The organism is Pseudomonas sp. B16(2017), from assembly GCF_002113205.1.
Classification (GTDB): Bacteria; Pseudomonadota; Gammaproteobacteria; order Pseudomonadales; family Pseudomonadaceae; genus Aquipseudomonas; species Aquipseudomonas pharyngis.
Genome location: NZ_NEKA01000003.1, coordinates 173256 through 199785, shown reverse-complemented (window position 1 = coordinate 199785; position 26530 = coordinate 173256). Strand labels below are relative to the sequence as shown.

At 61.7% G+C, this 26530-nt stretch carries 21 protein-coding genes and 1 pseudogene; 13 read left to right on the top strand and 9 right to left on the bottom strand.

Going from position 1 to position 26530, the window contains the following annotated elements:
* Positions 1-112 precede the first annotated feature (112 nt).
* Together arcD and CAG25_RS06210 are read left to right on the top strand one after the other, a co-directional pair.
* Positions 113-1540 carry an arginine-ornithine antiporter gene (arcD, locus tag CAG25_RS06215; RefSeq protein ID WP_064598968.1) on the top strand — a complete coding sequence of 476 codons (1428 nt, stop codon included), beginning with the start codon at positions 113-115 and terminating at the stop codon, positions 1538-1540.
* A complete protein-coding gene (locus tag CAG25_RS06210) occupies positions 1537-2388 on the top strand; it encodes a DNA-3-methyladenine glycosylase (RefSeq protein WP_085610800.1) in 852 nt (283 codons plus the stop codon). Before arcD ends, CAG25_RS06210 begins: the two co-directional genes overlap by 4 nt.
* A 13-nt stretch (positions 2389-2401) precedes the next feature.
* Here the strand turns inward: CAG25_RS06210 and CAG25_RS06205 are convergent, their stop codons facing one another.
* From CAG25_RS06205 to gap, 9 genes and pseudogenes are all read right to left on the bottom strand, one after another.
* Positions 2402-3751: a CoA transferase gene (locus CAG25_RS06205; protein WP_085610799.1), complete on the bottom strand. Its 1350-nt coding sequence runs from the start codon at positions 3749-3751 to the stop codon at positions 2402-2404.
* A 107-nt stretch (positions 3752-3858) separates the two neighbouring features.
* The gene (locus CAG25_RS29065; RefSeq protein WP_371320921.1) at positions 3859-4614 is read right to left on the bottom strand and encodes a methyl-accepting chemotaxis protein; all 756 of its coding nucleotides are present in this window, start codon (positions 4612-4614) and stop codon (positions 3859-3861) included.
* 102 nt (positions 4615-4716) lie between these two features.
* A pseudogene (locus CAG25_RS29060) lies at positions 4717-5724 on the bottom strand (HAMP domain-containing protein); the annotation flags it as partial.
* 453 nt (positions 5725-6177) lie between these two features.
* The gene (locus CAG25_RS06195) at positions 6178-6573 is read right to left on the bottom strand and encodes a YbaN family protein (protein WP_085610798.1); all 396 of its coding nucleotides are present in this window, start codon (positions 6571-6573) and stop codon (positions 6178-6180) included.
* Positions 6574-6735: 162 nt separating this feature from the next.
* Positions 6736-7332 carry a biliverdin-producing heme oxygenase gene (locus CAG25_RS06190; protein WP_085610797.1) on the bottom strand — a complete coding sequence of 199 codons (597 nt, stop codon included), beginning with the start codon at positions 7330-7332 and terminating at the stop codon, positions 6736-6738.
* 111 nt (positions 7333-7443) lie between these two features.
* Positions 7444-10029 carry a TonB-dependent receptor gene (locus tag CAG25_RS06185; RefSeq protein WP_085610796.1) on the bottom strand — a complete coding sequence of 862 codons (2586 nt, stop codon included), beginning with the start codon at positions 10027-10029 and terminating at the stop codon, positions 7444-7446.
* Between the two features lie 122 nt (positions 10030-10151).
* Positions 10152-11117, bottom strand: a complete 966-nt coding sequence (locus CAG25_RS06180; protein ID WP_085610795.1) for a FecR domain-containing protein — start codon at positions 11115-11117, stop codon at positions 10152-10154.
* Positions 11118-11241: 124 nt separating this feature from the next.
* A complete protein-coding gene (locus CAG25_RS06175; protein WP_085610794.1) occupies positions 11242-11760 on the bottom strand; it encodes an RNA polymerase sigma factor in 519 nt (172 codons plus the stop codon).
* Between the two features lie 189 nt (positions 11761-11949).
* Positions 11950-12951: a type I glyceraldehyde-3-phosphate dehydrogenase gene (gap, locus tag CAG25_RS06170; RefSeq protein WP_064598953.1), complete on the bottom strand. Its 1002-nt coding sequence runs from the start codon at positions 12949-12951 to the stop codon at positions 11950-11952.
* Between the two features lie 220 nt (positions 12952-13171).
* Between gap and edd the strand changes: the two genes are divergently transcribed.
* From edd to CAG25_RS06115, 11 genes are all read left to right on the top strand, one after another.
* Positions 13172-14998 carry a phosphogluconate dehydratase gene (gene edd, locus CAG25_RS06165; RefSeq protein WP_085610793.1) on the top strand — a complete coding sequence of 609 codons (1827 nt, stop codon included), beginning with the start codon at positions 13172-13174 and terminating at the stop codon, positions 14996-14998.
* Complete coding sequence (locus tag CAG25_RS06160; RefSeq protein WP_085610792.1) at positions 14995-15951, top strand: glucokinase; 957 nt, start codon at positions 14995-14997, stop codon at positions 15949-15951. Before edd ends, CAG25_RS06160 begins: the two co-directional genes overlap by 4 nt.
* 79 nt (positions 15952-16030) lie before the next feature.
* Positions 16031-16762, top strand: a complete 732-nt coding sequence (locus CAG25_RS06155) for a response regulator (RefSeq protein ID WP_085610791.1) — start codon at positions 16031-16033, stop codon at positions 16760-16762.
* A gap of 31 nt (positions 16763-16793) precedes the next feature.
* Positions 16794-18221 (top strand): ATP-binding protein, encoded by a 1428-nt coding sequence (locus CAG25_RS06150; protein WP_178076449.1) that lies wholly within the window; start codon positions 16794-16796, stop codon positions 18219-18221.
* 104 nt (positions 18222-18325) lie between these two features.
* Complete coding sequence (locus CAG25_RS06145; protein ID WP_085610789.1) at positions 18326-19585, top strand: AGE family epimerase/isomerase; 1260 nt, start codon at positions 18326-18328, stop codon at positions 19583-19585.
* A 118-nt stretch (positions 19586-19703) separates the two neighbouring features.
* Positions 19704-21005, top strand: coding sequence for an ABC transporter substrate-binding protein (locus CAG25_RS06140; protein WP_085610788.1), 1302 nt, complete (start codon positions 19704-19706; stop codon positions 21003-21005).
* A 142-nt stretch (positions 21006-21147) separates the two neighbouring features.
* The gene (locus tag CAG25_RS06135; protein WP_011335609.1) at positions 21148-22056 is read left to right on the top strand and encodes a carbohydrate ABC transporter permease; all 909 of its coding nucleotides are present in this window, start codon (positions 21148-21150) and stop codon (positions 22054-22056) included.
* A complete protein-coding gene (locus tag CAG25_RS06130) occupies positions 22049-22894 on the top strand; it encodes a carbohydrate ABC transporter permease (protein ID WP_007951164.1) in 846 nt (281 codons plus the stop codon). Before CAG25_RS06135 ends, CAG25_RS06130 begins: the two co-directional genes overlap by 8 nt.
* A gap of 2 nt (positions 22895-22896) precedes the next feature.
* Positions 22897-24057: an ABC transporter ATP-binding protein gene (locus CAG25_RS06125; protein WP_085610787.1), complete on the top strand. Its 1161-nt coding sequence runs from the start codon at positions 22897-22899 to the stop codon at positions 24055-24057.
* A gap of 132 nt (positions 24058-24189) precedes the next feature.
* A complete protein-coding gene (locus CAG25_RS06120; protein WP_085610786.1) occupies positions 24190-25536 on the top strand; it encodes a carbohydrate porin in 1347 nt (448 codons plus the stop codon).
* A gap of 116 nt (positions 25537-25652) precedes the next feature.
* Complete coding sequence (locus CAG25_RS06115) at positions 25653-26507, top strand: D-hexose-6-phosphate mutarotase (protein WP_085610785.1); 855 nt, start codon at positions 25653-25655, stop codon at positions 26505-26507.
* Positions 26508-26530 lie beyond the last annotated feature (23 nt).

Sequence of the window (26530 nt, the reverse complement as noted above, 5' to 3'; positions counted from 1 at the left end):
GACGTTAATTGGCGTTATTCAATAAACGTACTTACGCTCTAACCGTTTGGTTAATACCGGTTACATGACCATGGGCGGCCAATGCCGACCTCGGGAACCTGGAGACGCTGGAATGTCGCAACCGACGCAAAAGCTGCGCCTTGGCGCACTGATCGCCCTGGTGGTGGGTTCGATGATTGGCGGGGGGATTTTTTCCCTGCCGCAGAACATGGCAGCTCGTGCCGATGCCGGCGCCATCCTGATCGGCTGGGGCATCACGGCGATCGGCATGCTCACCCTGGCCTTCGTGTTCCAGACCCTGGCCAATCGCAAACCGGAACTGGACTCCGGCGTGTATGCCTACGCCAAGGCCGGGTTCGGCGACTACATGGGCTTTTCTTCGGCGTGGGGTTACTGGATCAGTGCCTGGCTGGGCAACGTCGGGTATTTCGTGTTGCTGTTCAGCACCCTCGGCTACTTCTTTCCGGTGTTCGGCCAAGGCAATACGCCGATCGCCATCGGTTGCGCCTCGGTGTTGCTGTGGGCCGTGCATTTTCTGGTGATGCGCGGGATCAAGGAGGCGGCGCTGATCAATCAGTTGACCACCGTGGCCAAGATCATTCCGTTGATCATGTTCGTGGTCATTGCCGCCGTGGCGTTCAAGGCCGAGATTTTTACCCGCGACATCTGGGGCCGCAGCAACCCGAATTTCGGCGGGGTGATGGATCAGGTGCGCAACATGATGCTGGTCACCGTGTTCGTGTTCATTGGTATCGAAGGCGCCAGCGTTTACTCGGCCCGGGCGGAGAAGCGCACGGATGTGGGCCGCGCCACAGTGATTGGTTTTATCGGTGTGCTGGCGTTGCTGGTGCTGGTCAATGTGTTGTCGCTGGGGATCATGAGTCAGCCGGAACTGGCGACCTTGCAGAACCCGTCACTGGCCGCGGTGCTGGAACACATCGTCGGGCCATGGGGCGCGTTGCTGATCAGCGTGGGCCTGGCCATTTCGTTGCTCGGTGCGTTGCTGTCGTGGGCGCTGTTGTGCGCGGAGATCCTGTTCGCCACCGCCAAGGACAATACGATGCCGGCGTTCCTGAAAAAGGAAAACGCCAACCATGTGCCGGTCAACGCGTTGTGGCTGACCAACGTGATGATCCAGATTTTCCTGCTGATCACGCTGTTTTCCGCCGGCACCTATACCAGTCTGATTTACCTCGCCTCGTCGATGATTCTGGTGCCGTACCTGTGGTCGGCAGCCTATGCGGTGCTGTTGAGCGGGCGGGGAGAAACCTATGAACATGCCTCTGCCGAACGCACCAAGGATCTGCTGATCGGCGGCATCGCGCTGTGTTACGCGGTGTGGCTGTTGTATGCCGGCGGGGTGAAGTACCTGCTGCTGTCGGCGCTGCTATATGCGCCGGGGGTGATCCTGTTCGCCAAGGCCAAGCATGAGCAGGGCGAGCCGTTGTTCACCACGCTCGAGAAGGGGATTTTCACCTGCGTGATCGCCGGGGCCGGGCTCGCGGCTTACGGGTTGTATAGCGGTGTGCTGTCGTTGTGAGGTTACGGCTCGACTATCAGGGATCCTGCGACTGGCCGGCGATGCTTGGATTTCTTGCAGCGCGCGCGGTGGCGGGAATGGAGACGGTGGTCGATGGCGTGTATTCGCGCAGCATCGGGTTGAACGGGTTTCACGGCACGGTTTCGGTCTGGCCCGGTGACGCTGATGCGCTGGAGGTGGAGCTGGATTTCCCGGATCCGTCGGCGCTGCCCGAGATTGTTGCGCGCTTGCGACGGATGTTTGATCTGGATGCGGATCTACCCACGATGCAGCGGCATCTGGCGGCAGATCCACTGTTGGCGCGGCTGATCGCCGAGCGGCCGGGGTTGCGGGTGCCGGGGGCGTGGGATGGTCTGGAACTGGCGTTTCGGGCGGTACTGGGGCAACAGATCACCGTGGTCGCGGCGATTCGGCTTGCGGGAAAACTGGTGGCGCAGTATGGCGAGCCTTTGCGTTCTTCAGTGCCCGGCCTGACTCACGTCTTTCCTCAGGCAAAGGTTTTGGCGAACGCTGATCTGGCGGCGCTGGGCATGCCGAAAAGTCGCGGGCGCACCTTGTCCGGGGTGGCGCAGGCGTCGCTGGAGGATCCGCTGCTGTTTGCCTCCGGGACGGCGCGGTTGCTGGCGCTGCAAGGGATTAGCGACTGGACGGCGCAGTACATTGCCCTGCGGCAGTTGCGGGACATGGACGGGTTTCCGACCGGGGATGTGGGGTTGCTGCGGGCGCTGGAAGTGCTGGAAGGCGTGCGGATGACGGCGCGGGAGTTGTCTGTTCGGGCAGAGGCCTGGCGGCCGTTTCGGGGGTATGCGGCGCAGGTGTTGTGGGCGTCTTTGAGTCGTGCGGATTGATATCCGCATGCCTTCAAAACCATTGCGCTGGATGTGAGCCCAACTCGGTCGCCGGCAAAGTCCACTGCAACGGCGTTCCAGCGATACGAAGCGGCGCTTGAAGCCGATGCGCCGGTCCCCACGGTGTCTGCTCCACCAGCGAGCTTTGATCTTGTGGATTTTCCGGACGCAACACTTCGTCCGTCCCAGCCCCATGCTCAACCAACAACTTCGCCGTCCGCGCCAGCGACAACCGCGCCGATCCACCTCGACCACTGCGTAACCGTTCAGCCAGCAACCGAATCACACTCGCCGCCATCAGATACCCCGTCGCATGGTCCAGCGCCTGCACTGGCAACGGCGTCGGTTTGTCAGCCTGCTTCCAGCGTTGCCCGGCCTCGGCAATCCCGCTGCTCATCTGCACCAGACTGTCGAAGCCGCGCCGATTCTGCCACGGGCCGCTCCAGCCGTAGGCGTTCAGGCAGACGTCGATCAGCCCCGGTGCCAGTTGCCGGCGGCGGTCGACGCCGAAGCCGAGATGTTCAAGGGCGTCGGCGCGATAGCCGTGCAACAGAATGTCGGCATCCTTGAGCAGACTTTCGAACACTGCGCGATCTGCCGGAGCATGCAGATCCAGTCGCGCACAGCGTTTGCCGAGGGTCACTTCCGGCACCACACCGGGTTCGTTCCAGGTCGGCGGATCGATGCGCAGCACGTTGGCGCCCAGCCCCGCGAGGAAGCGGCTGGCGGTTGGGCCGGCCAGTACGCGGGTCAGATCAAGCACCTTGAGCCCCGCCAATGGCCGCGCCACCGAGCCTTGCCATGGCTGACTGTCTTGTTCTTCTCCATCACTGAAATGCACCAAGGGTTCGGCATTCACCGCCAACCCTTGCGGATGTTGCTGCCACTGTTCCCAACTGCGCATTTCGGCGGCGCAGCCCTTGGCCTCGACCACCGCTTGCTCCAGATCGGCACTGGCCCATTGCGCGACTTTTGCTGCCATGGCCGCGCGGTCGACACAGGTGCCGAGTACACTTTCAGCGGCGGTGCGGTGATGCGGGGCGTTGGTGTGCAGGCGGATCCAGCCGTCTCGGGTTGCGTAGTCGCCGGCGACCGGATCCCACAGCGGCGGCGCTTCCCAGCCGATCGGCCGCAGCGAGGTGGCGAACCAGAAAGAGGCGAGGCGGCGGTCGACTTCAATGGCGGGCAAACGCCCGGTTTGCTGCTGAAGAAGTTCGGCGACCGCTTGCCCGGCAGCAGCAATGCTTGCGCAGGCAAGGTCGGTGACGGCAAACGCCGAGGGCAGTGCGCCCTCGCCGGTGAACGGAATCGGCATGCGGGACAAGCCGAGCGCGGCTTGAATGGACGTGAGCAGATCAGTCATCGAAGGCCCTCCGGGACGAGAGGGCGATGATAGTGCAAAACAAAGTTTGGGCAGATGAAAGCTCTGGTACAAGCACTGGCCCCTGTGGGAGCGGGCAGTGGTGATTTTCAGACGCGGAACTGATCCATCAATTTCATCTGCTGGCTGGCCAATGCATTGAGCTGGCTGCTGATCGCCGCCGATTCGGTGGCCTGTTCGGTCAGGGTTTCAGTGACGGTGCGGATCGCCGAGACGTTGCGGTTGACCTCTTCGGCCACGGCGCTTTGCTGTTCGGCGGCGCTGGCGATTTGCAGGTTCATGTCGCTGATCACGGTGACCGCGTCGCTGATCTTGCCGAGGGCATCCACGGCCTGGCGGATCTGCCCGGCGTTGTTGTGAGCCTGGGTCTGGCTCGAATGCATGGTCGCGACCACGCCACGGGTGCCGGTCTGGATGCGTTCGATCACCACGCGGATTTCTTCCACCGAATCCTGGGTGCGCTTGGCGAGGTTACGGACTTCGTCGGCCACCACGGCAAAACCACGACCGCTTTCGCCGGCACGGGCCGCTTCGATCGCGGCGTTCAGCGCCAGCAGGTTGGTCTGCTCGGCAATGCTGCGGATCACCTCCAGCACCGAACCGATCTGCTCGCTGTTCACCGCCAGCTCTTCGACCTCGGTCACCGCTTTGCTGACTTCGTCGGCCAGCTGATTGATGTCACGGGTGCTGCGCTCGATGATCGACATGCCGTCCTTGGCCGACTGGTCGGCGCCTTTCGCGGCGTTGGCAGCGTTCGAGGCGCTGTTGGCGACGTCGTGGGCGGTGGCGCTCATTTCGTTGGAGGCGGTCGCTACCTGATCGATCTCGCGGAACTGCACCTGCATGCCTTCGCTGGTCTGGCGGGCGATTTCCGACGATTGATCGGCGGTGCCGCGAGCCTCGGTGATGCTCTGTTTGATCTGGGCGATGGTCGGTTGCAGCTTGTCGAGGAAGCGGTTGAACCAGTTCACCAGTTCGCCCAGTTCATCCTGCTTGGTGTAGTTCAGACGCTGAGTCAGGTCGCCTTCGCCGCTGGCGATGTTCTTCAGCATCTCGGCGACGCTGTTGATCGGACGGGTCACGCCGGAGGCGGTGAGCCAGATCAGCAGCAGGCCGATCAGGCCGGCGATCACTGCAACTGCGAGGGCGGTAATGGTGCCGGTTTGCTGCGCGTCGTCGAGCACTGCCTGGAGCTTGACCGAGTCGGCCAGCAGCACTTGTTTCGGCAGGTCGATGACCACACCCCAGGCCTTGGAGTCGGCAATCGGGTTGACCGGATACACGGCGCGGATCAGGTCGCCCCGTTCGAGAATCTTCGGTGTGCCGGCACTCAGCAGTTGCAGCACGTCCTTGCCCTCGGCGCCGAGGGTGTCGCCGATGCTCTTGCCGACCTTGCCGGCATCGGCGCTGTAGGCACCGAGCACGCCGCTGCCGGAGACGATCAGCATGTGCCCGGCGCTGTTGAACAGGTCACGCTGAGAGTCCACGGCCGCCGCTTGCAGGGCGTCGAGGGCAATGTCGACACCGACCACGCCGATGGCCTTGCCGTCCACCAGCAGGGGCACGGAAATGGTGGTCATGAGCATTTCCTTGCCGCCCACGGTGTCAGCGTAAGGATCAAGCAGACAGGTACGTTTGTTGTCGCGAGGGCAGGTGTACCAGCTGTTGTAAGGCGTGCCGCTGACGCTGAGGGTGGTCTTGTTCATGTCGTCTTCGACCATGATCGTGTTCAACGACGGACCCGCAGCACGGCTCCAGTAACTGGCGAAACGTCCCGCTTCATTGGACTGATGCGCGGCATCGTTGGCGAATTCGCTGTCCTTGCCGTCCAGTCCGTTGGGTTCGAACGCCAGCCAGATGCCAAGCACCTTGCTGTTGCGCTCGAAGGCGGTTTTCAGGCTCAGGTTCAACTCTTCACGCAGGGCGCCGGCGTCCAGCGAACGCTTGGCGGCCATCACTCGCATGTCCTTGATCTGGTCCGCCAGGGCGGTGATCACCAACAGGCTCTCGCCGAAGGTTTTCTGCACCCGCACCGCTTGCTCGGCGGCCTTGGCCTGCAGCAGGTCCTGCACGCTGGCGGTGAGCATCTTGCTGCTGGAAGCACTGACCAGTTCGTCGTTCTGGTTGGTCTGGTAAATGTTGATGCCAACGATCAGCGCCACCACACCGAGCAGGCACAGGCCGGAGAGCAGGACGATTTTCAGGCGGATGGACAGGGAGTCGAACATGGGACGTTCTCGCGAATGGATGAGCTGTTGGCTGAGGGGCAGGAAGGTGCCCGGTTCGCCAAATCCATTCAGCGCCATTCAATGCTCATCGGCGCGAGGCGCAGAGGCATGAATTACCAGCCGACGAGTGGTCACGGCTAAACGTTTGCGCGGGTAAATACCCTGAAAACAAGGGAAAAATCAGGAAATCTTCGGCAACGCTTCCGGTCGCGACCAGATCCACAGGTTGCCCAGGGTCATCCCCGCAATGGCCAGATAGGTTGGCCAGCCGTGATCGAGCATCATTAACATCAGCGTGGCGCACAGCAGCATGCTGACCGTGGCGCTGACCTTGGCCTTGCGGGCGATGATCTTGCCGTTGCGCCAGTTGCTCAGGATCGGCCCGAACAGTCGATGGTTTTCCAGCCAGGCACTCAGGCGCGGCGAACTGCGGGTCGCGGCCCAGGCGGCGAGCAGGATGAACTCGGTGGTCGGCAGGCCGGGCACGACGATGGCGATCAGACCGATGCCGAGGCTGACATAGGCGAGCAGGCCGAACAGCAGGCGGGCGAGTCGGGAGGCGGCGGGTTGGGGCATGGGCTCGAAGTGCGTGAGGCGAAACGGGGATTCTACAGACTTGCTCGGTTCCCATGTGGGAGCGAGCCTGCTCGCGATGGCGGTATATCAGTCGACATCTGAATTGAATGTCAGGCCGCAATCGCTAGCAGGCTAGCTCCCACAATGGGCAGTCGATGTGGCTCAGGCCGGCTCGGCTTCTGTGGCGTAAGCCTGTTCCAGCAGCACGGTGAAGCGGTTGAACGCATCAATCGCGCCTTGCTCCACTTCCGCTTCTTCTTCAGCACTGAATTGCAGCGAATCGAGGGTGCGCACAAAGCGCTTCCAGCCTTCAGCGCGACCACCTTCAGGCTCGCCCAGGTGACGGGCGCCGAAGGTTTCGCTCAGGTCCAGCGCGACAGCGCGTTTGATCAGGAACGCGGCGCCGAGCTTGGAGCCCTCGGAGACGAAGATCCAGCCCAGGGCGCGGGCCTTGCTCGGGTTTTTCACGGCGCCGGCGACTGGCGCAGGCACTTCGGTGTCGAGGTCGGCGAGGTCGGCCCTGGCAGCTTCGGCGCGGCAGCGGGCCGGCAGGTCAGGGACGATGGCGGTCAGTTCGGCATCGTTGTACAGCGACACCAGTTCCGACTGGAACAGGTACTGCGCGACCACGAAACGGGCGAAATTGGCGCGGGCCTCGAACGGTGCGTGCGCCTTGACCAGCGCATCGAGCTTGCTGTGCGGCTCGTGGGTGATCTGGTTCAGGCGTTGCGAACGCAGGGCTTTTTCCGGGGTGCTCATGAGATGTCCTTGAAAAGAAGAGGCGCTTGATAACGAGACGTACGGGCAAGCGCCGGAGAGTAAAAAAACCTCACGGCGCGGCAATGCATGCGCGCCGTGAGGTCATCCGGATCAGATATCCCAGACCAGGTTGATCGCGAAATTGCGACCCGGCTGGGTCAGGCGATCAAGGTTGGCCGGTTGTGTCACCGAAGCTTCGCCGACGCTGTCGTAACCGCGCACGTCATCCCACAGCCAGTACTTCTTGTCGGTCAGGTTGTAGATGCCGCCGCTGACGGTGACGTCGTCGGTGACCTTGTAATAACCGGCCAGATCGAGAATGCCGAAGCCCGGCGACTTGAATTGACTGCTCACACCGTCCGGCGACTTGAAGTTGCTGTCGTCGACGCGATCCTTCTTCTTGACCACGGTCCAGCTCAGCAGGCCGCCGTAGTTGTCCTGGTCGTAACCGAGGCCGAACACGCCGGTCAGCGGGTTGACGCTGTTCAACGGCTCGCCGTTGTCGTTGTTGCGTCCGTAGGCGTAGGCAATCGAGCCTTGGGTGTACAGGCCTTGCGGCGCGCCGAAGGAATCGAGATTCAGGCGACCTTTGACTTCGGCACCCTTGATGGTGGCGTGCTTGATGTTGCTCGACTGGAAGGTCAACTCGTCGTAGCCAGGGGTGACAGCGTCTTCGTTGATGAAGTCGCGGTACTTGTTATAGAACACCGCCACGTCGAACGAGCCTTGCTCGAAGTTGCCGCGCAGGCCGGTTTCATAGCTTTTGCTTTTTTCCGGTTCCAGGTCCGGGTTCGGCGCCACGTTGTAGCCGGTGGTGCTGTTCTCGAAGCGGCCGTACAGCGCTTTCGCGGTCGGTGTGCGGAAGCCTTCGGCGTACTGGCCGTACCAGGTGTAGTTCTCGGTCAGGGCGTAGGTCAGGCCGAATTTCGGCGAGACTTTGTGCCAGGTCTTGTTCGAATCGCTGACCGTGCCCTGGCCGTCGGCGGCCACGGTGTTGAGGAATTCCTGGGTGATGTGCGGCTTGAGCTGGGTGTAGTCGTAGCGCAGGCCCGGCAGGAAGGTCCAGTTGTTCCAGCTGATCTGATCCTGGGCGAACAGGCTGTAGGTGTTGATGGTCGGGTCCGGGAAGTCGCTGGACTTCTTCAGCACATCCGCTGCGCTGGTCGCGCCGATGGCGGTGCAGCCGCGACCGACCGCCAGGCACTTGCCGTCGCCGCTGCGCGATCCGGTGACTTTCTGCTGCTTGATGGTGGTGCCGTAAGTCAGCACATGATCGGTGTCACCGATGGCGAATGCCTTGTCCAGTTGCGCGTCGAAGACCCACTGTTTCTCTTCGTAAATCGTGTCGCGGGTACGCAGCACTTTGCGGGTGATCGGGTAGTAGAACTCGTCGGTGCTCTGATCGGTCTTGGCGGTCTGGTGGTTGAGGCTCCACTTCACGTTGTCCGCCAGCAGGCTGTTCAACTCGAAGCTGTGCTCCAGGCCGAAACGCTCGCGGGTGATGGTGTCGTTGCCGGTGCGCCACTGGTACATGCCGCCGGGCAGCACGCTGTCCGGGATCGTCGGGGCACCGTTGAAGTACGGGCCGCCGTAAGCACTTTTCTGATCGGTGTCGCGATCATCCTTGTACTTTTCGTAGGTCAGGCCCAGGCGCGAACCTTCGTTGTAGTTCCAGCCGATCTTGGCCAGCACATTGGTGGCTTTCACGTCTTCCGGGTTGGCGGCGGTGCGCTCCAGGCCCGTGCCGTTGTTGCTGCCGTAGGAATCGGTTTCATGACCGTCGCGCTGGCTGTAGTGCAGCAAGCCGTCGAACTGATCGGCGCGACCGGCGATGGTGGCGGATTTCAGCCAGCTCTCGTCGGCGGAGCTGTAGCCGGTTTTCAGGCGGGCACCGACATCTTTGCCGGGCTTGATGATGTCGTCCGGGTCGAGGGTGTAGTAGCTGACGGCGCCGCCGATGGCGTTGCTGCCGTACAGCACCGAGGCCGGGCCACGGAGGATTTCGACGCGTTTGACGATTTCCGGGTCAACGTAATTGCGCTGGGTCTTGGCGTACGGGCCGTTGAAGAAACCGTCCGGCACTTCGACGCCGTCGACCTGAGTCAGAATCCGGTCGCCGTCGATACCGCGAATGTTGTAGCTGCTGATCCCGCCGCGCTGGCCAGCGCCGCCGACGGACACGCCCGGCTCGTAGCGCACCAGATCCTTGATGGTGTTGACGTTGTTGCGATCCAGATCCTCGCGGGTCTGCACGCTGACGGTGGCAGGCACGCTGCTCACCGACTGTTCCTGACGGGTGGCACTGATGGTCACCTGATCGAGGTTGAGTGCGCCGCCGCTGGCGCGTTTTTCCAGCACAACGTTGTTGTTGCTCAGTTTACGGAAGCTCAGGTTGGTCCCCATCAACAGGCGCTCCAAGGCTTTTTCCGGTGGCAGCGAACCGCGCACGCCCGGCGACGACACGTCCTGACCCAGTTGCGCCGGCAAACCGACCTGCCAGCCCGTGACGGCGGTGAACGCATTGAGCGCAGACACCAGCGGCTGCTGGCCGATGGCGAACGAGTAGTCGCCCATGTTGCGCGTCGGCTGTTCGGTGGCGGCCATCAGCGGCGCGGTGCCGGCCATCAGGATGGCGGCGGTCAGCAGCGACAGCACGCGGGAAGGGGAAGAAGTCTGGCGGGTAAGGCGTGAGGACATCGATAGCGCTCCGTGTCGCACGAATCTTTATAGGTGCTGATTGATCTCGCGAGATGCGAATCAATTGCATTGGCTATAACGAGACGAACGAGCTTTGGCTATCGAGTAAAAATAATTCTCATTTAGTTCAGGATCACCAGCGCCGGGAATTCCCGAAGCCTGGCCGAGGTGATATGAGCGAGCGAACGCACCACATCCAGCGGCTGGTCGAGACGGTAATTGCCAGTGACGGCGACGTCGGCCAACTGCTCGTTGGTGTTGATGATGAAGCCCGGGTAGTAGCGGCGCAGTTCGGCCAGCACCTGGTTCAGCGGGCAGTTTTCGAAGATCAGCCGACCCTGCACCCACGCCAGATCGGTGGCGGCGTCGACCTTGGCCGGGCGGTCGAAACCGTTCGGGCCGATGCGGATGCTTTCCCCGGCGGACAGCCGCACACGGGCATCGTCACGGGTCGCGCGCAGATCGACATCGCCGCGCTGCACCCGCACCTGCGCCACGCCGTCCAGATAACGCACGGCAAACGCGGTGTCGCGTACGCTGGCTTTCACCGGGCCGGCGTCGATTTCCAGCGGCTGGCTGCGGCTGGCCGGGATCTCGAAAAACGCTTCGCCCTGATACAGCCGCGCGACTCGCTGCTGATCGTTGATCGTGCTGGAGAACGCGGAATTGGTGTTGAGCAGGACTTTCGAACCGTCCTCAAGCTGCAGGCGCTGACGCTCGCCGACCACGGTCAGGTGATCGGCCTGCAGACGCATCGGCAGGTTGCTGAAACTGAACAGCCCGAGCAGCAGAGCGGCGGCGGTGGCCAGCGGCTTCCAGTGCGGGCGCAAACGAGTGAGGACGGTGACTTTCTTCGGTTTGGCCGCGAGGTTCTGTGCGCACTGGGCGATCTGCGGGCCGTCCCAGATTGCCTGGGCCTTGGCGAACGCCTCGGCATTCAACGGATCGGCCGCCAGCCAGGCATGGAATTGCCGGGTCTGCTCCTCGTCCGGACTGCCGAGCACGATGAGCCAGTCCAGAGCCTGGTCCATTGCGCTGGCGGCGTCCTGCGCCGATGAAGGCGAAGGGGAGCGGTGGGTGTCCGTCACGGTGTTTCCTCGGCAGTGTCTGTGCACGGCTGTTTTTTTAGTGAAGCGTAAAAGTCGGGCAAGGGTAACAAAGCCCGATGATCAGTGCAGTCGATCCTGAGGTTTACAGAAAAGCCCTACGGCATCAGTCGTTGTTCAAGCGTTCGGCGACACCGATGCAGATGGTCATGATCAGTTTGAGTTCTTTCTGCACCGTGCTGAGGGACACGTTCAGTTCTGCGGCGATTTCCTGATAGCTGTGCCCGTGCAGGCGGCTGAGGATGAAGATTTGCTGTTGGCGGGGGCTGAGTTCACCGAGGCTCACGTTCAGGCGCTCCAGCAATTGTTCGGCGTGAGCGGCGTCTTCGGCACTGCTGGCGGGGGCGGCGACGCTGTGCACCACGTCTTGCGGCACGTCGTCGACCATGGTGCGCGAATGAATCTTGCGCGCACGCAGATGATCCAGCGCCAGGTTGCGCGCGGTCTGGAAGACAAAGGGTTCAAGGTGATCGATGGCCCGTTCGCTCAGCGCCCGGGTGACGCGCAGGTAGGTTTCCTGCAACAGGTCTTCGGCGGTGCTGTGGTTGTTGACCATCCGTTCCAGGGTCCGCAGCAGCGATGTGCGCTGGGCGAGGAAGACGTGATTGAAGTGTGATTGACTCACGGGAGGACCTGATCCATTTCGAGCGAATGATAATGCTTATCATCCGCCCGAGCGGTCAAGTGTTGATTTCAGATTGAAATCAACCCTGTGGGAGCGGGCTTGCTCGCGAAAGCGTCGTGTCAGGCAATAAATATGTCGACTGACCCACCGCATTCGCGAGCAAGCCCGCTCCCACAGGGGTTAGGCGTTTTATTCCGCGTTGCACAGCGCCAGGCAGTTATCGAGCATCCGGTTGGAGAAGCCCCACTCGTTGTCATACCAGGCCAGCACTTTCAGCAGTTTACCGGTGGATTTGGTGTGGTTGGCGTCGAAGATCGACGACAGGGGGTTGTGGTTGAAATCGCTCGATACCAGCGGCAGGGTGTTGTAGCCGAGGATCTTCGAATGCTGGCTCGCCGCTTTCATCAATGCGTTGACTTCATCGGCCGAGGCTTCGCGCTTCAACTGTACAGTCAGGTCAACCAGCGACACGTTGATTACCGGCACGCGCACGGCCATGCCGGTCAGTTTGCCGGCCAGTTCCGGCAGCACCAGGCCCACGGCTTCAGCAGCGCCGGTCTTGCTCGGGATCATGTTCTGGGTGGCGGAGCGGGCGCGGTACGGGTCGGTGTGATAAACGTCGGTCAGGTTCTGGTCGTTGGTGTAGGCGTGAATCGTGGTCATCAGGCCGCTTTCGATGCCCAGTTCGCGGTGCAGCACCTGGGCCACCGGGGCCAGGCAGTTGGTGGTGCATGAGGCGTTGGAAATGATTTGGTGCGACTGGCGCAGAATGTCGTGGTTCACGCCATAAACGACGGTGGCATCGGCACCTTTGGCCGGGGCCGAGATAATCACTTTGCGTGCGCCGGCGGTAATATGCGCAGCGGCTTTGGCCCGGTCGGTGAACAGACCGGTGCATTCGAACACCACATCAATCTTTTCCGCGGCCCAGGGCAGGTCGGCCGGGTTGCGGATGGCGCTGACCGAAATGCGGTCGCCGTTGACGGTCAGGCTCTCGTTGTCATGAGCCACTTCGGCGTCGAATGTGCCATGAACGGTGTCGTACTTGAGCAGATGCGCATTGATCGCGCTGTCGCCCAGATCGTTGATGGCGACGATCTGCAAATCCTGACGATAGCCTTGGGTATACAGTGCGCGCAGGACATTACGGCCGATGCGGCCAAAACCATTGATTGCGATTCGAAGAGTCATTGAACAGCGCCGCCGTCGTTTTGTTGTTGGAATTACAAGATTATTCGCATAAAAATAGAAAACAAGCCTTTTTAGTGGCAATATTTTGTTTTATCTACAACGAGTGACCTGAATCAACTGGTCCGAATGATCAAGAAAACCGTTCGTCATCCCACGCGAACGGGCTTTTGATCAGCATAGACAATCAGGTCGCCACATCCGTTAGCCTGGAGTTCTACACATGCATCCCCGCGTTCTTGAGGTCACCGAACGGCTTATCGCCCGCAGCCGCGCCACGCGTCAGGCTTACCTTGCACTGATTCGCGGCGCCGCCACCGACGGGCCGATGCGCGGCAAGCTGCAATGCGCCAACTTCGCCCACGGCGTGGCCGGGTGTGGCAGCGAAGACAAGCACAGCCTGCGGATGATGAACTCGGCGAACATCGCAATTGTTTCGTCATATAACGACATGCTCTCGGCGCATCAGCCGTACGAAGTCTTCCCGGAACAGATCAAGAACGCCCTGCGCGAAATCGGCTCGGTCGGCCAGTTCGCCGGCGGCACGCCTGCCATGTGCGACGGCGTGACCCAGGGTGAGCCGGGGATGGAGCTGAGCCTGCCGAGCCGCGAAGTGATCGCGATGTCGACGGCGGTGGCGCTGTCCCACAACATGTTCGACGGCGCGCTGATGCTCGGCATCTGCGACAAGATCGTGCCGGGCCTGATGATGGGCGCCCTGCGTTTCGGTCACTTGCCGACGATTTTCGTCCCGGGCGGGCCGATGGTCTCGGGGATTTCCAACAAGGAAAAAGCCGACGTGCGGCAGAAGTACGCCGAAGGCAAGGCAACCCGCGAAGAGCTGCTGGAATCGGAGATGAAGTCCTACCACAGCCCGGGCACCTGCACCTTCTACGGCACCGCCAACACCAACCAGTTACTGATGGAAGTGATGGGCCTGCACTTGCCGGGCGCATCGTTCGTCAACCCGAACACGCCGCTGCGTGAGGCCCTGACCCGCGAAGCCGCGCATCAGGTCACGCGCCTGACCAAACAGAATGGCAACTTCCTGCCGATCGGCGAAATCGTCGACGAGAAGGCGCTGGTCAACTCGATCGTCGCGCTGCACGCCACCGGCGGCTCGACCAACCACACCCTGCACATGCCGGCCATCGCCATGGCGGCAGGCATTCAACTGACCTGGCAGGACATGGCCGACCTCTCCGAAGTCGTGCCGACCCTGAGCCACGTCTATCCGAACGGCAAGGCTGACATCAACCACTTCCAGGCGGCGGGCGGCATGTCGTTCCTGATCCGCGAACTGCTCGAAGCCGGTCTGCTGCACGAAGACGTCAACACCGTGCTCGGCCACGGCTTGAGCCAGTACACCAAGGAGCCGTTCCTCGATAACGGCAAGCTGGTGTGGCGCGAAGGCCCGACCGACAGCCTCGACGAAAACATCCTGCGCCCGGTGGCCCGTGCGTTCTCGGCAGAGGGCGGCTTGCGCGTGATGGAAGGCAACCTCGGTCGCGGCGTGATGAAGGTGTCCGCCGTGGCGCTGGAAAACCAGATCGTCGAAGCACCGGCCATGGTGTTCCAGGATCAGCAGGATCTGGCCGACGCCTTCAAGGCCGGTCTGCTGGAGAAGGATTTCGTCGCGGTGATGCGCTTCCAGGGCCCGCGCTCCAACGGCATGCCGGAGCTGCACAAGATGACGCCGTTCCTTGGTGTGCTGCAGGATCGCGGCTTCAAGGTGGCGCTGGTGACGGACGGGCGCATGTCCGGCGCGTCGGGGAAAATCCCGGCGGCGATTCACGTCAGTCCCGAGGCTTATGTCGGCGGCGCTTTGGCGCGCGTGCAAGAGGGCGATATCATCCGCGTCGATGGCGTCAAAGGCACTTTGGAACTCAAGGTGGACGCCGCCGAATTCGCAGCGCGCGAACCCGCCAAAGGCCTGTTGGGCAACAACATCGGCAGCGGGCGCGAACTGTTTGGCTTCATGCGTTTGGCCTTCAGCTCGGCGGAGCAGGGCGCCAGCGCCTTCACTTCTGCCCTGGAGACGCTTAATTGAAACTGGCTTTGGTCGGTGACATCGGAGGCACCAACGCGCGGTTTGCGTTGTGGAAAGATCAGCAGCTCGAATCGGTTCAGGTGCTGGCCACGGCCGACCATGCCAGCCCGGAAGAGGCGATCGGCCTCTACCTGAGCGGGCTCGGTCTGGCGCCGGGCGCCATCGGTTCGGTGTGCCTGTCGGTGGCGGGGCCGGTGAGCGGTGATGAATTCAAGTTCACCAACAACCACTGGCGCCTGAGCCGCAAGGCGTTCTGCCAGACCTTGCAGGTCGATCAGCTGTTGCTGATCAATGACTTCTCGGCCATGGCCCTGGGCATGACCCGTTTGCAGCCCGGCGAATTCCGCGTGGTCTGCGAAGGCACGCCTGAGCCATTGCGCCCGGCAGTGGTGATCGGCCCGGGCACTGGCCTGGGTGTCGGCACCTTGCTCGATCTCGGTGAAGGGAGGTTTGCCGCGTTGCCGGGAGAGGGCGGTCACGTCGATCTGCCGCTGAGCAGTCCGCGTGAAACCCAGCTCTGGCAGCACATCCACAACGAGATCGGCCACGTCAGCGCGGAAACCGCGTTGAGCGGCGGCGGCTTGCCGCGGGTGTACCGGGCGATCTGCGCGGTGGATGGTCATGAACCGAAACTCGACACACCGGAAGCCATCACTGCGGCAGGTCTTGCAGGCGACCCGATTGCCCTGGAAGTGCTGGAGCAGTTCTGCTGCTGGCTCGGTCGCGTGGCCGGCAACAACGTGCTGACCACCGGCGGCCGTGGCGGGGTGTACATCGTGGGCGGCGTGATTCCGCGCTTTGCCGATTTCTTCCTCGAAAGCGGTTTCGCCCGCAGCTTCGCCGACAAGGGCTGCATGAGCGATTACTTCAAGGGAATTCCGGTGTGGTTGGTGACAGCGCCGTACTCGGGGCTCGTCGGTGCAGGAGTGGCGCTCGAACAATCCGGTAAATGATCATTCCCACGCCGAGCGTGGGAACAATCAACACATCAGGCATAATCCGCCCAATTCCAACAACAAGGATGCCTTCGAAGTGAGCTCAGTCAACAAGTCGATTTTGTTGGTCGATGACGACCAGGAGATACGCGAGTTGCTGGAAACCTACCTGACCCGCGCGGGTTTTCAGGTACGGGCCACGGCGGATGGCGCCGGTTTCCGTCAGGCGCTCAATGAAGCGCCGAGCGATCTGGTGATCCTCGATGTGATGCTGCCCGATGAAGACGGCTTCAGCCTGTGCCGCTGGGTGCGCCAGCATCCGCGTCAGGCCCAGGTGCCGATCATCGTGCTCACCGCCAGTTCCGACGAAGCCGACCGGGTCATCGGCCTGGAGCTCGGCGCCGACGATTACCTCGGCAAACCTTTCAGCCCCCGCGAACTGCAAGCCCGGATCAAGGCCCTGCTGCGCCGCGCCCAATTCGGCCAGGAACGTGGCGGCAGTGAAGTGCTGGCGTTCGATGAATGGCGGCTGGACATGGTCAGCCATCGGCTGTTTCACGCCGACGGCGAGGAAGTGATTCTGTCCGGCGCCGACTTCGCCCTGTTGAAACTGTTCCTCGATCATCCCCAGGAAATCCTCGACCGCGACACCATCGGCAACGCCACCCGTGGCCGCGACCTGATGCCCCTCGACCGCATCGTCGACATGGCCGTCAGCCGCCTGCGCCAGCGTCTGCGCGACACCGAAAAACCGCCACGCCTGATCCGCACCGTGCGCGGCAGCGGCTACCAACTGGCAGCCAATGTGGTTGCCGGCAATGGTCATTGAGTTCCTGCGCACCACCGCGCGCAAAGTGCCGATGCCGCGTTCGCTGCTTGGGCGAATGCTGCTGCTGACGCTGCTCGCGGTGTTGTTCGCCCAGACCCTGTCCAGCGTGATCTGGGTGTCCCAATTGCGTGCGACCCAGCTCGAAGGGCTGGTCACCAGCGCCCGCAGCCTCGCCCATTCGATGACCGCCAGCGTCAGTTATTTCCGCTCGTTGCCGGTGGCCTATCGGCCTCTGGTGCTCGACCAATTGCGCAGCATGGGCGGCACGCGTTTTGTGGTGACGCTGAATGACAAACCGCTGGGCATGGAAGTGCTGCCGGTGACGCCGCGCAAGGCGGCGGTGCTGAAAGCGGTGGATGAAGTGCTGCGTCAGTTGCTGGGCCAGGACACCGACATTCTGGTGACCTTCGTCAGCCCCGATGACCTACGGATCTTCAACGCCGGGTTGAAGCTCGATGAGTTGCCGCGTTCCTGGGCGCATTACGCGCTGACGCTGGAACCGGTGAATCCACCGGTGCTGGTGACCCAGATTCAGTTGGCGCCGGGTGAGTGGCTGTACATCGCCTCGCTGTTGCCCGAGCCCTACACCAGTCTCGAAGAGCAAGGCCTGCCGACCCAGCAGGTGTGGTTCATCGTCTTCACAAGCGGTTTTCTGTTGCTGTTCATCGGCCTGCTGGTGCACTGGCAGAGCCGGCCGCTCAAGCGTCTGGCACGGGCCGCGCGGGATTTGTCGCTGGGCGCCGATGTCGAGCCGGTGGCCGAGGGCGGCGGCAGCGAAGTGGTCGAAGTGGGTCGCGCCTTCAACACCATGCGCGAGCGGATCAGCCGTTACCTGACCGAGCGCAGCCAGTTGTTCAGCGCGATTTCCCATGACCTGCGTACACCGATTACGCGACTGCGCCTGCGGGTCGAACTGCTGGAAGACGAGAAGCTGCAAACCAAGTTCGGCCGCGATCTGGACGAACTGGAGCTGCTGGTCAAAGGCGCGCTGCAATGCGTGAAGGACACCGACATCCACGAAAACATCGAGCCGGTTGATCTGAACCATGTGCTCGACTGCCTGGTGGAACCCTATCTGGCGCCGGCCGGCAATGGTCGCGTGACGCAGCAGGGGCGGGCGTTGGCGGCGTATCCGGGCAAGCCGCTGGCGCTCAAGCGTTGCATCGGCAACCTGATCGACAACGCGTTGAAGTACGGGCAGAACGCCCACCTGCACATCGATGACGATGATCGTGCGTTTGTGCTGCATGTCGACGATGAAGGGCCGGGCGTGCCGGAGCAGCGGCTGGAGCAGGTGTTCGAGCCGCACTTCCGCTTGGCGGGACAGCAGCAGGGTTACGGTCTCGGTTTGGGGATCGCCCGCAACATTGCCCATAGCCATGGCGGTGAAGTGACGCTGCAGAACCTGCGCGAAGGCGGATTGCGCGTGACCCTGCAATTGCCGCGTTCGGCGGATTGATCTGATTGTCACTAGTCGGTGACAAAACCCGCCCCCTTCGTTACAAGCCCCTCCCGGCCCGTTGTTTAGACTGCCCGCAGTCATAACAACAAAAAAGGCCACCCATGGATCATTTCAATCCGGGCTTCAGCAGTTGGCTGAACGCCCCTGCCCACCAGCAATGGCTCGCCGATGAAGGCCTGCGCCTGCTGGCATTTGCCAAGGCTTCACGGCTGCCCGAAGGGTTTGGCAATCTCGATGAGCGCGGCCAGCTCCAGGCCGGCGCGCAAGCCGAAACCATGAACACCGCACGCATGACCCACAGCTTCGCCATGGCCCACATTCAGGGCCTGCCGGGATTCGCCGAGCTGGTCGATCACGGCATTGCAGCCCTGCGCGGCCCGTTGCGCGATGCGCTGCACGGCGGCTGGTTCGCCGTCGCCGAACACCGTGACGGCAACACCGGCAAGAACGCTTATCTGCATGCTTTCGTTGCCCTCGCGGCGAGTTCGGCGGTGGTTGCGCAACGCCCCGGTGCGCAGGCATTACTGGATGACGCCATCGACATCATCGACACCTATTTCTGGAGCGAAGAAGAGGGCGCCATGCGCGAGTTCTTCAATCGCGACTGGCGTGAAGAGGAAGCCTATCGCGGCGCCAACAGCAACATGCACGCCACCGAAGCCTTCCTTGCCTTGGCCGATGTCACCGAAGACCCGCGCTGGCTGGTGCGTGCGCAACGCATCGTCGAGCGGGTGATTCACGGGCACGCTGCCGCCAACGATTACCTGGTGATCGAGCATTTCGACCGCGACTGGCAACCGCTGCGCGACTACAACCACGACAATCCCGCCGACGGTTTCCGTCCCTACGGCACCACGCCGGGCCATGGTTTCGAGTGGGCGCGGCTGTTGCTGCACCTCGAAGCCGCGCGGGTTCAGGCCGGCATGCTCACGCCCGGCTGGCTGGCCACCGATGCGCAAAAGCTGTTCGAACAAAACTGCCGCCATGGCTGGGATGTCGATGGTGCGCCGGGCATCGTCTATACCCTCGACTGGAACAACAAAGCGGTGGTGCGTCATCGCCTGCACTGGACCCACGCCGAGGCCAGCGCTGCCGCCAGTGCCTTGCTCAAACGCACCGGCGATGCGCAGTACGAAACCTGGTATCGCCTGTTCTGGGAATTTTGCGAAACGTATTTCATCGACCGCTGCGACGGCAGCTGGCATCACGAACTCGACCCGCAAAACCGTCCAAGTGCCGATATCTGGGCGGGCAAACCGGATCTGTACCACGCCTGGCAGGCTGTTCTGATTCCGCGTCTGCCGCTGGCACCGAGCATGGCCAGTGCTCTGGCACACCTGTCTCGAAGCGTTCCTGTGTAACCATGTGGTGACATTCGCGCGTCCCTTCGTTACCTGCGGGGGGAAACGCTCTGTTTAAACTCGTGTGCAGCGCAAGCACCAGACTTGCATGCATAACAACAAGAAAGGTACATCTCAGATGAATGCGATTTCTCGCCTCGCTACTGTCATTTCTGTCGCCTCCCTGTTCCCGCTCGCTGTGCTGCCCCTGAGTGTTTCCGCTGCCGAATCCAAAGGTTCGGTGGAAGTCGTGCATTGGTGGACGTCCGGTGGCGAAAAAGCTGCCGTCGATGTGCTCAAGGCACAAGTCGAGAAAGACGGTTTCACCTGGAAAGACGGCGCTGTCGCCGGCGGTGGCGGTGCAACGGCCATGACCGTGCTGAAAAGCCGCGCAGTAGCCGGCAACCCGCCAGGCGTTGCCCAGATCAAGGGCCCGGACATCCAGGAATGGGCGTCGACCGGTCTGCTCGACACTGACGTGCTGAAGGACGTTTCCAAGTCCGAGAAGTGGGACAGCCTGCTCGACAAGAAAGTCTCCGACACCGTGAAGTTCGAAGGTGATTACGTGGCCGTGCCGGTGAACATTCACCGCGTGAACTGGCTGTGGATCAACCCGGAAGTCTTCAAGAAAGCCGGTATCGAAAAAGCCCCGACCACCCTCGAAGAATTCTACGCCGCCGGCGACAAGCTGAAAGCTGCGGGCTTCATCCCGCTGGCCCACGGCGGTCAGCCTTGGCAGGACAGCACCGTGTTCGAAGCGGTCGTGCTGTCGGTGATGGGCGTTGATGGTTACAAGAAAGCCCTGGTCGACCTGGACAACGCTGCCCTGACCGGCCCGGAAATGGTCAAGGCCCTGACCGAGCTGAAGAAAGTCGCGACCTACATGGACCAGGACGGCAAAGGCCAGGACTGGAACCTGGAAGCGGCCAAGGTCATCAACGGCAAGGCCGGCATGCAGATCATGGGTGACTGGGCCAAGTCCGAATGGACCGCCGCCAAGAAAGTCGCCGGCAAGGACTACGAGTGCGTAGCGTTCCCGGGCACCGACAAGGCGTTCACCTACAACATCGACTCGCTGGCCGTGTTCAAGCAGAAGGACGCGGGCACCGCGGCCGGTCAGCAGGACATCGCCAAAGTCGTGCTGGGTGAAAACTTCCAGAAAGTCTTCAGCATCAACAAGGGCTCGATTCCGGTGCGCAACGACATGCTCGCCGACATGGGCAAGTACGGTTTCGATTCCTGCGCCCAGACCGCTGCCAAGGACTTCCTGGCAGACGCCAAGAGCGGCGGCCTGCAACCGAGCATGGCGCACAACATGGCGACCACGCTGGCCGTGCAGGGTGCGTTCTTTGATGTCGTGACCAACTTCATCAACGACCCGAAAGCCGACCCGGCCGACGCTGCCAAGAAACTCGGCACTGCCATCAAGGCTGCCAAGTAATGCTTGGCCTGTAGGAGCGAGCCTGCTCGTGATAGCGGACCGTCAGCCACCGAAAGTGTGAACTGACACAACGCAATCGCCAGCAGGCTGGCTCCCACAGGGATCGCATCCGTAATTCTTAATCCTTCTACTGGATCTTCCCATGAGTTCTGTTGCTGTGTTCAGCAAGGCCTCGCCGTTCGACGCATTGCAGCGCTGGCTACCGAAACTGGTGCTGGCGCCTAGCATGTTCATCGTTCTGGTGGGCTTCTATGGCTATATCCTCTGGACGTTTGTCCTGTCGTTCACCACGTCGACCTTCCTGCCGAACTACAAGTGGGCAGGGCTGGCGCAATACGAGCGCCTGTTCGACAACGACCGCTGGTGGGTGGCGAGCAAGAACCTGGCCGTGTTCGGCGGCATGTTCATCGGCATCACCCTGGTGATCGGCGTGCTGCTGGCAGTGTTCCTCGACCAGCGCATCCGTCGCGAAGGCTTTATCCGCACCATTTACCTGTACCCGATGGCGCTCTCGATGATCGTCACCGGTACTGCGTGGAAATGGCTGCTCAACCCGGGCATGGGCCTGGACAAATTGCTGCGGGACTGGGGCTGGGAAGGCTTCCGTCTCGACTGGCTGATCGACCCGGATCGCGTGGTGTACTGCCTGGTGATCGCGGCGGTCTGGCAAGCCTCGGGCTTCATCATGGCGATGTTCCTCGCCGGTCTGCGTGGCGTCGATCAATCGATCATCCGCGCTGCCCAGATCGACGGCGCGAGCATGCCGCGCATCTACTGGAAAGTGGTGCTGCCAAGCCTGCGTCCGGTGTTCTTCAGTGCGGTGATGATTCTGGCGCACATCGCGATCAAGAGCTTCGACCTGGTGGCGGCCATGACGGCCGGCGGCCCGGGGTATTCCTCCGATTTGCCGGCGATGTTCATGTACTCGTTCACCTTCAGCCGTGGACAGATGGGCATGGGCTCGGCCAGTGCAATCCTGATGCTCGGTGCGATCCTCGCGATCATCGTGCCTTACCTGTACTCCGAGCTGAGGACCAAGCGTCATGACTAGTCTCGCTTCGAAACCTGCCATCAGCCTGAGTCGCATCGCGATCTACGCGGTGCTGATCCTCGCGGTCCTGCTGTACCTGGTACCGCTGGTGGTCATGCTGTTGACCAGCTTCAAGACCCCGGAAGACATCTCCACCGGCAACCTGCTGAGCTGGCCGACCGTGGTCAGCGGCATTGGCTGGGTGAAAGCCTGGGCCACCGTTGACGGCTACTTCTGGAACTCGATCAAGATCACCGTGCCGGCCGTGATCATCTCCACCGCCATCGGTGCATTGAACGGCTACGTGCTGTCGTTCTGGCGCTTTCGCGGTTCGCAGCTGTTCTTCGGCCTGTTGCTGTTCGGCTGCTTTCTGCCGTTCCAGACCGTGCTGCTGCCGGCCTCGTTCACCCTCGGCAAAATGGGCCTGGCGAGTACCACCACCGGCCTGGTGTTCATCCATGTGGTCTACGGTCTGGCGTTCACCACGCTGTTTTTCCGTAACTACTACGTGAGCATTCCGGATGCGCTGATCAAGGCGGCGCGTCTCGATGGCGCGGGCTTCTTCACGATCTTCCGCCAGATCATCCTGCCGATGTCGACGCCGATCATCATGGTCTGCCTGATCTGGCAGTTCACCCAGATCTGGAACGACTTCCTGTTCGGCGTGGTGTTCTCCAGTGGTGATTCGCAACCGATCACGGTGGCGCTGAACAACCTGGTCAACACCAGCACCGGGGCCAAGGAATACAACGTGGACATGGCGGCGGCGATGATCGCCGGGCTGCCGACCCTGCTGGTCTATGTGGTCGCAGGCAAGTATTTCGTGCGCGGGCTGACGGCCGGCGCAGTCAAGGGGTAATCATGGCTACGCTCGAACTTCGCAATGTAAACAAGACCTACGGTGCCGGCCTGCCGGACACCCTGAAGAACATCGAACTGTCGATCAAGGACGGTGAGTTTCTGATCCTCGTCGGGCCTTCGGGCTGCGGCAAGTCGACCCTGATGAACTGCATCGCCGGCCTGGAAACCATCACCGGCGGTGCGATCATGATCGGTGACCAGGACGTCAGCGGCATGAGCCCCAAGGATCGCGACATCGCCATGGTGTTCCAGTCCTACGCGCTGTACCCGACCATGAGCGTGCGCGAGAACATCGAGTTCGGTCTGAAGATCCGCAAGATGAGCCAGTCGGCGATCGACGAAGAAGTCGCCCGCGTGGCCAAGCTGTTGCAGATCGAGCACCTGCTCAATCGCAAGCCGGGCCAGCTCTCCGGCGGTCAGCAGCAGCGCGTGGCGATGGGTCGTGCGCTGGCGCGTCGTCCGAAGATCTACCTGTTCGACGAACCGCTGTCCAACCTCGACGCCAAGCTGCGCGTCGAGATGCGTACCGAAATGAAACTGATGCACCAGCGCCTGAAAACCACCACGGTCTACGTGACACACGACCAGATCGAAGCAATGACCCTGGGCGATAAAGTGGCGGTGATGAAGGACGGGATCATCCAGCAGTTCGGTACGCCGAAAGAGATCTACAACGACCCGGCCAACCTGTTCGTGGCGAGCTTCATCGGTTCGCCGCCGATGAACTTCATTCCACTGCGCCTGCAACGCAAGGACGGCCGTCTGGTGGCGCTGCTCGACAGCGGCCAGGCCCGGTGCGAATTGCCGATGGCAATGCAGGACGCCGGTCTCGAAGACCGCGAAGTGATCCTCGGCCTGCGCCCGGAGCAGATCGCGCTGGCGAACGGCGAGGGCAATGGCCTGCCGAGCATCAAGGCTGAAGTGCAGGTCACCGAGCCGACCGGTCCGGACACCCTGGTGTTCGTCAACCTCAACGACACCAAGGTCTGCTGCCGTCTGGCGCCGGACGTGGCACCGCAGGTGGGCGAAACCCTGACCCTGCAGTTCGATCCGTCGAAAGTGCTGCTGTTCGACGCCCAGTCCGGCGAACGCCTGGGGATTGCGGGCCTGCCGAAAGCCGAACCGCACAGCGCCAACGTGGCCCAGTTCAAGGGTCGCTGATGAACACAGGCGGGAGCGGGCAGGCCCGTTCCCGCAGGGAGCACGCGGTGCGTGGCCTGTCGCGCGCCGCATCAGATGTAAACCGCGTTAAATAAGAAGAACAGTTAATAACAATAAAACGAGGATGTAGGGATGAAGAAGAACAACAACGCTCAGCGAATCGGCCAGTTGTCAGCAGTTGCGGCAATGATGCTGGCCGGCAGCGTCCACGCGGCTGACGCGTTCAGCTCCGATTCGGAGTGGTTGACCGGGGACTGGGGTGGCGAGCGGACCAAGCTGATCGAGCAGGGCATCGACATCAAGATGGACTACGTCGGTGAGGTGGGCGGCAACCTTCACGGCGGCTACAACAACGACAAGACGGCGCGCTACTCCGACCAGTTCGGTCTGGGCGTGGCGCTGGACCTGCAAAAACTGTGGGGCTGGGACAACACCCAGGCCAAGATCCAGCTGACCAACCGTAATGGCGAAAACATTTCCAACGACCGTGTTGGCGATCCGCGTGCCGGCACACTCAGCTCCTCGCAGGAAGTCTACGGTCGTGGCCACATGGTGCGGCTGACCCAGTTGTGGATCAAACACCAGTTCTTCGACAACAAACTCGACGTCAAGGCCGGTTACTTCGGCGAAGGCGAAGACTTCAACACCTTCCCGTGCGAGTTCCAGAACCTGGCGTTCTGCGGCTCGCAAGTGGGTAACTGGGCGACCAACATCTGGTACAACTGGCCGGTCAGCCAGGCGGCCATTCGCGTCAAATACAACATCAACGACGAGCTCTACGCGCAGATCGGTGCGTACAACCAGAACCCGTCGCAGCTGGAACATGGCAACGGCTTCAAGTTGAGCGGCAGTGGCACCAAAGGCACCGTATTGCCAGTGGAACTGGTCTGGTTGCCTAACCCGAACAGCCTGCCGGGCGAATACCGTGTCGGTTATTACAAGAGCACGGCCGATGCCGACGACGTTCGCGAAGACGTCAACGGTTTCGACGCGGCGACCACCGGTGATGCCTACCGTACCCACAGCAGCAAGCACGGTTACTGGTTCGTTGCACAGCAACAACTCACCAGCCACAACGGTGACAAGAGCCGTGGTCTGAGCATCGCCGCCAACGCCACGTTCCACGACAAGGACACCAACTTCATCGACAACTATCAGTCCGTGATGTTTGTGTACAAAGGTCTGTTCGATGCGCGTCCGAAGGATGACTTCGGTATCGGTGCTGCGCGTATTCACGTCAACGATGACGTGAAGAAAAACGCCGAACTGCTTAACGTCTCCAATGGCGTTTCGGATTACGACAATCCGGTGTTCTCGCCGATTCGTGAAACCGAATACAACTACGAGATCAACTACGGCTTCCACGTGACCAACTGGCTGACCGTGCGCCCGAACCTGCAATACATCACTCATCCGGGCGGTGTGGATGAAGTGGATAACGCTTTGGTCGCTGGCCTGAAAATTCAGTCTACGTTCTGACGCGTCTGCGATAAGCTCCTCTCTATGTGCGCATATTTGCGGACAGCCAAGGCTGTCCGCTTTTTTTTGGACAGGGGTGTCGCAGCCCATGAAAGTTGAATCTGGAACCGTGGCCCATGCATGAGCATCCGCTGCAACGCTTCTTCAAATCCTTGCGCGAACGTCCGGTGTTCGCCTGGGAGCGCTATCAGATGCGCGATGTGCTGGTGATCGATCATCCGCTGTGTCAGGCGGTGTTCAGTCGCCAGGGCGCGCAATTGCTGCATTTTCAACCGCGCGGGCAAAAGCCGTGGTTGTGGTGCGCGGCGAAATGGCCGCATGTCGGCGCGATTCGTGGCGGCGTGCCGGTGTGCTGGCCATGGTATGGCCGTCACCCGAGCGAAAACGCATGGCCATCCCATGGCTGGGCACGCCTGCTGGACTGGAAACTGCTCGACAGCAGCAGCGCCGAGGACGGCGTGCGCCTGCATTGGCAATTGCAGCTGTGCGACTGGCAGGTGGACCTGCACGCACACCTGGGCGAACGCATGGAATTGCGCCTGAGCACCGAGCATCAGGACGACATGCCGTGCCAGTTGAGCCAGGCTTTGCACGCGTACTGGCGTATTGGTGACGTGAGTGAGATAGCGCTGTCTGGGCTCGAAGGGGCGCAGGGTTACGACCAGTTGAACCGTGAGGTTTGCCAGCAGGAAGGCGAGTTGCGGGTCGATGGTGGCTGTCAGCGAGTGTTCCAGCACGACGGCGAATTACAGCTCAAGGATCACGCCTGGCAGCGCGAGTTGTGCATCGATACCGGTGACAGCGCGGACACCGTGGTGTGGCATCCGGGCGCGCGGCCGTTGCTGGGCGTGACCTGGGATGAGATCTCGGAGTTTGTGTGTGTTGAAGCGGCGGCGGGTGGCACCGACAGCCTGCATCTGGCGCCGGGGGAGAAGGCGCATTTGAGTTTGCAGGCGTGGGCTGCGGCCTAGATTTGCGGTGAGTTGGCTGACGC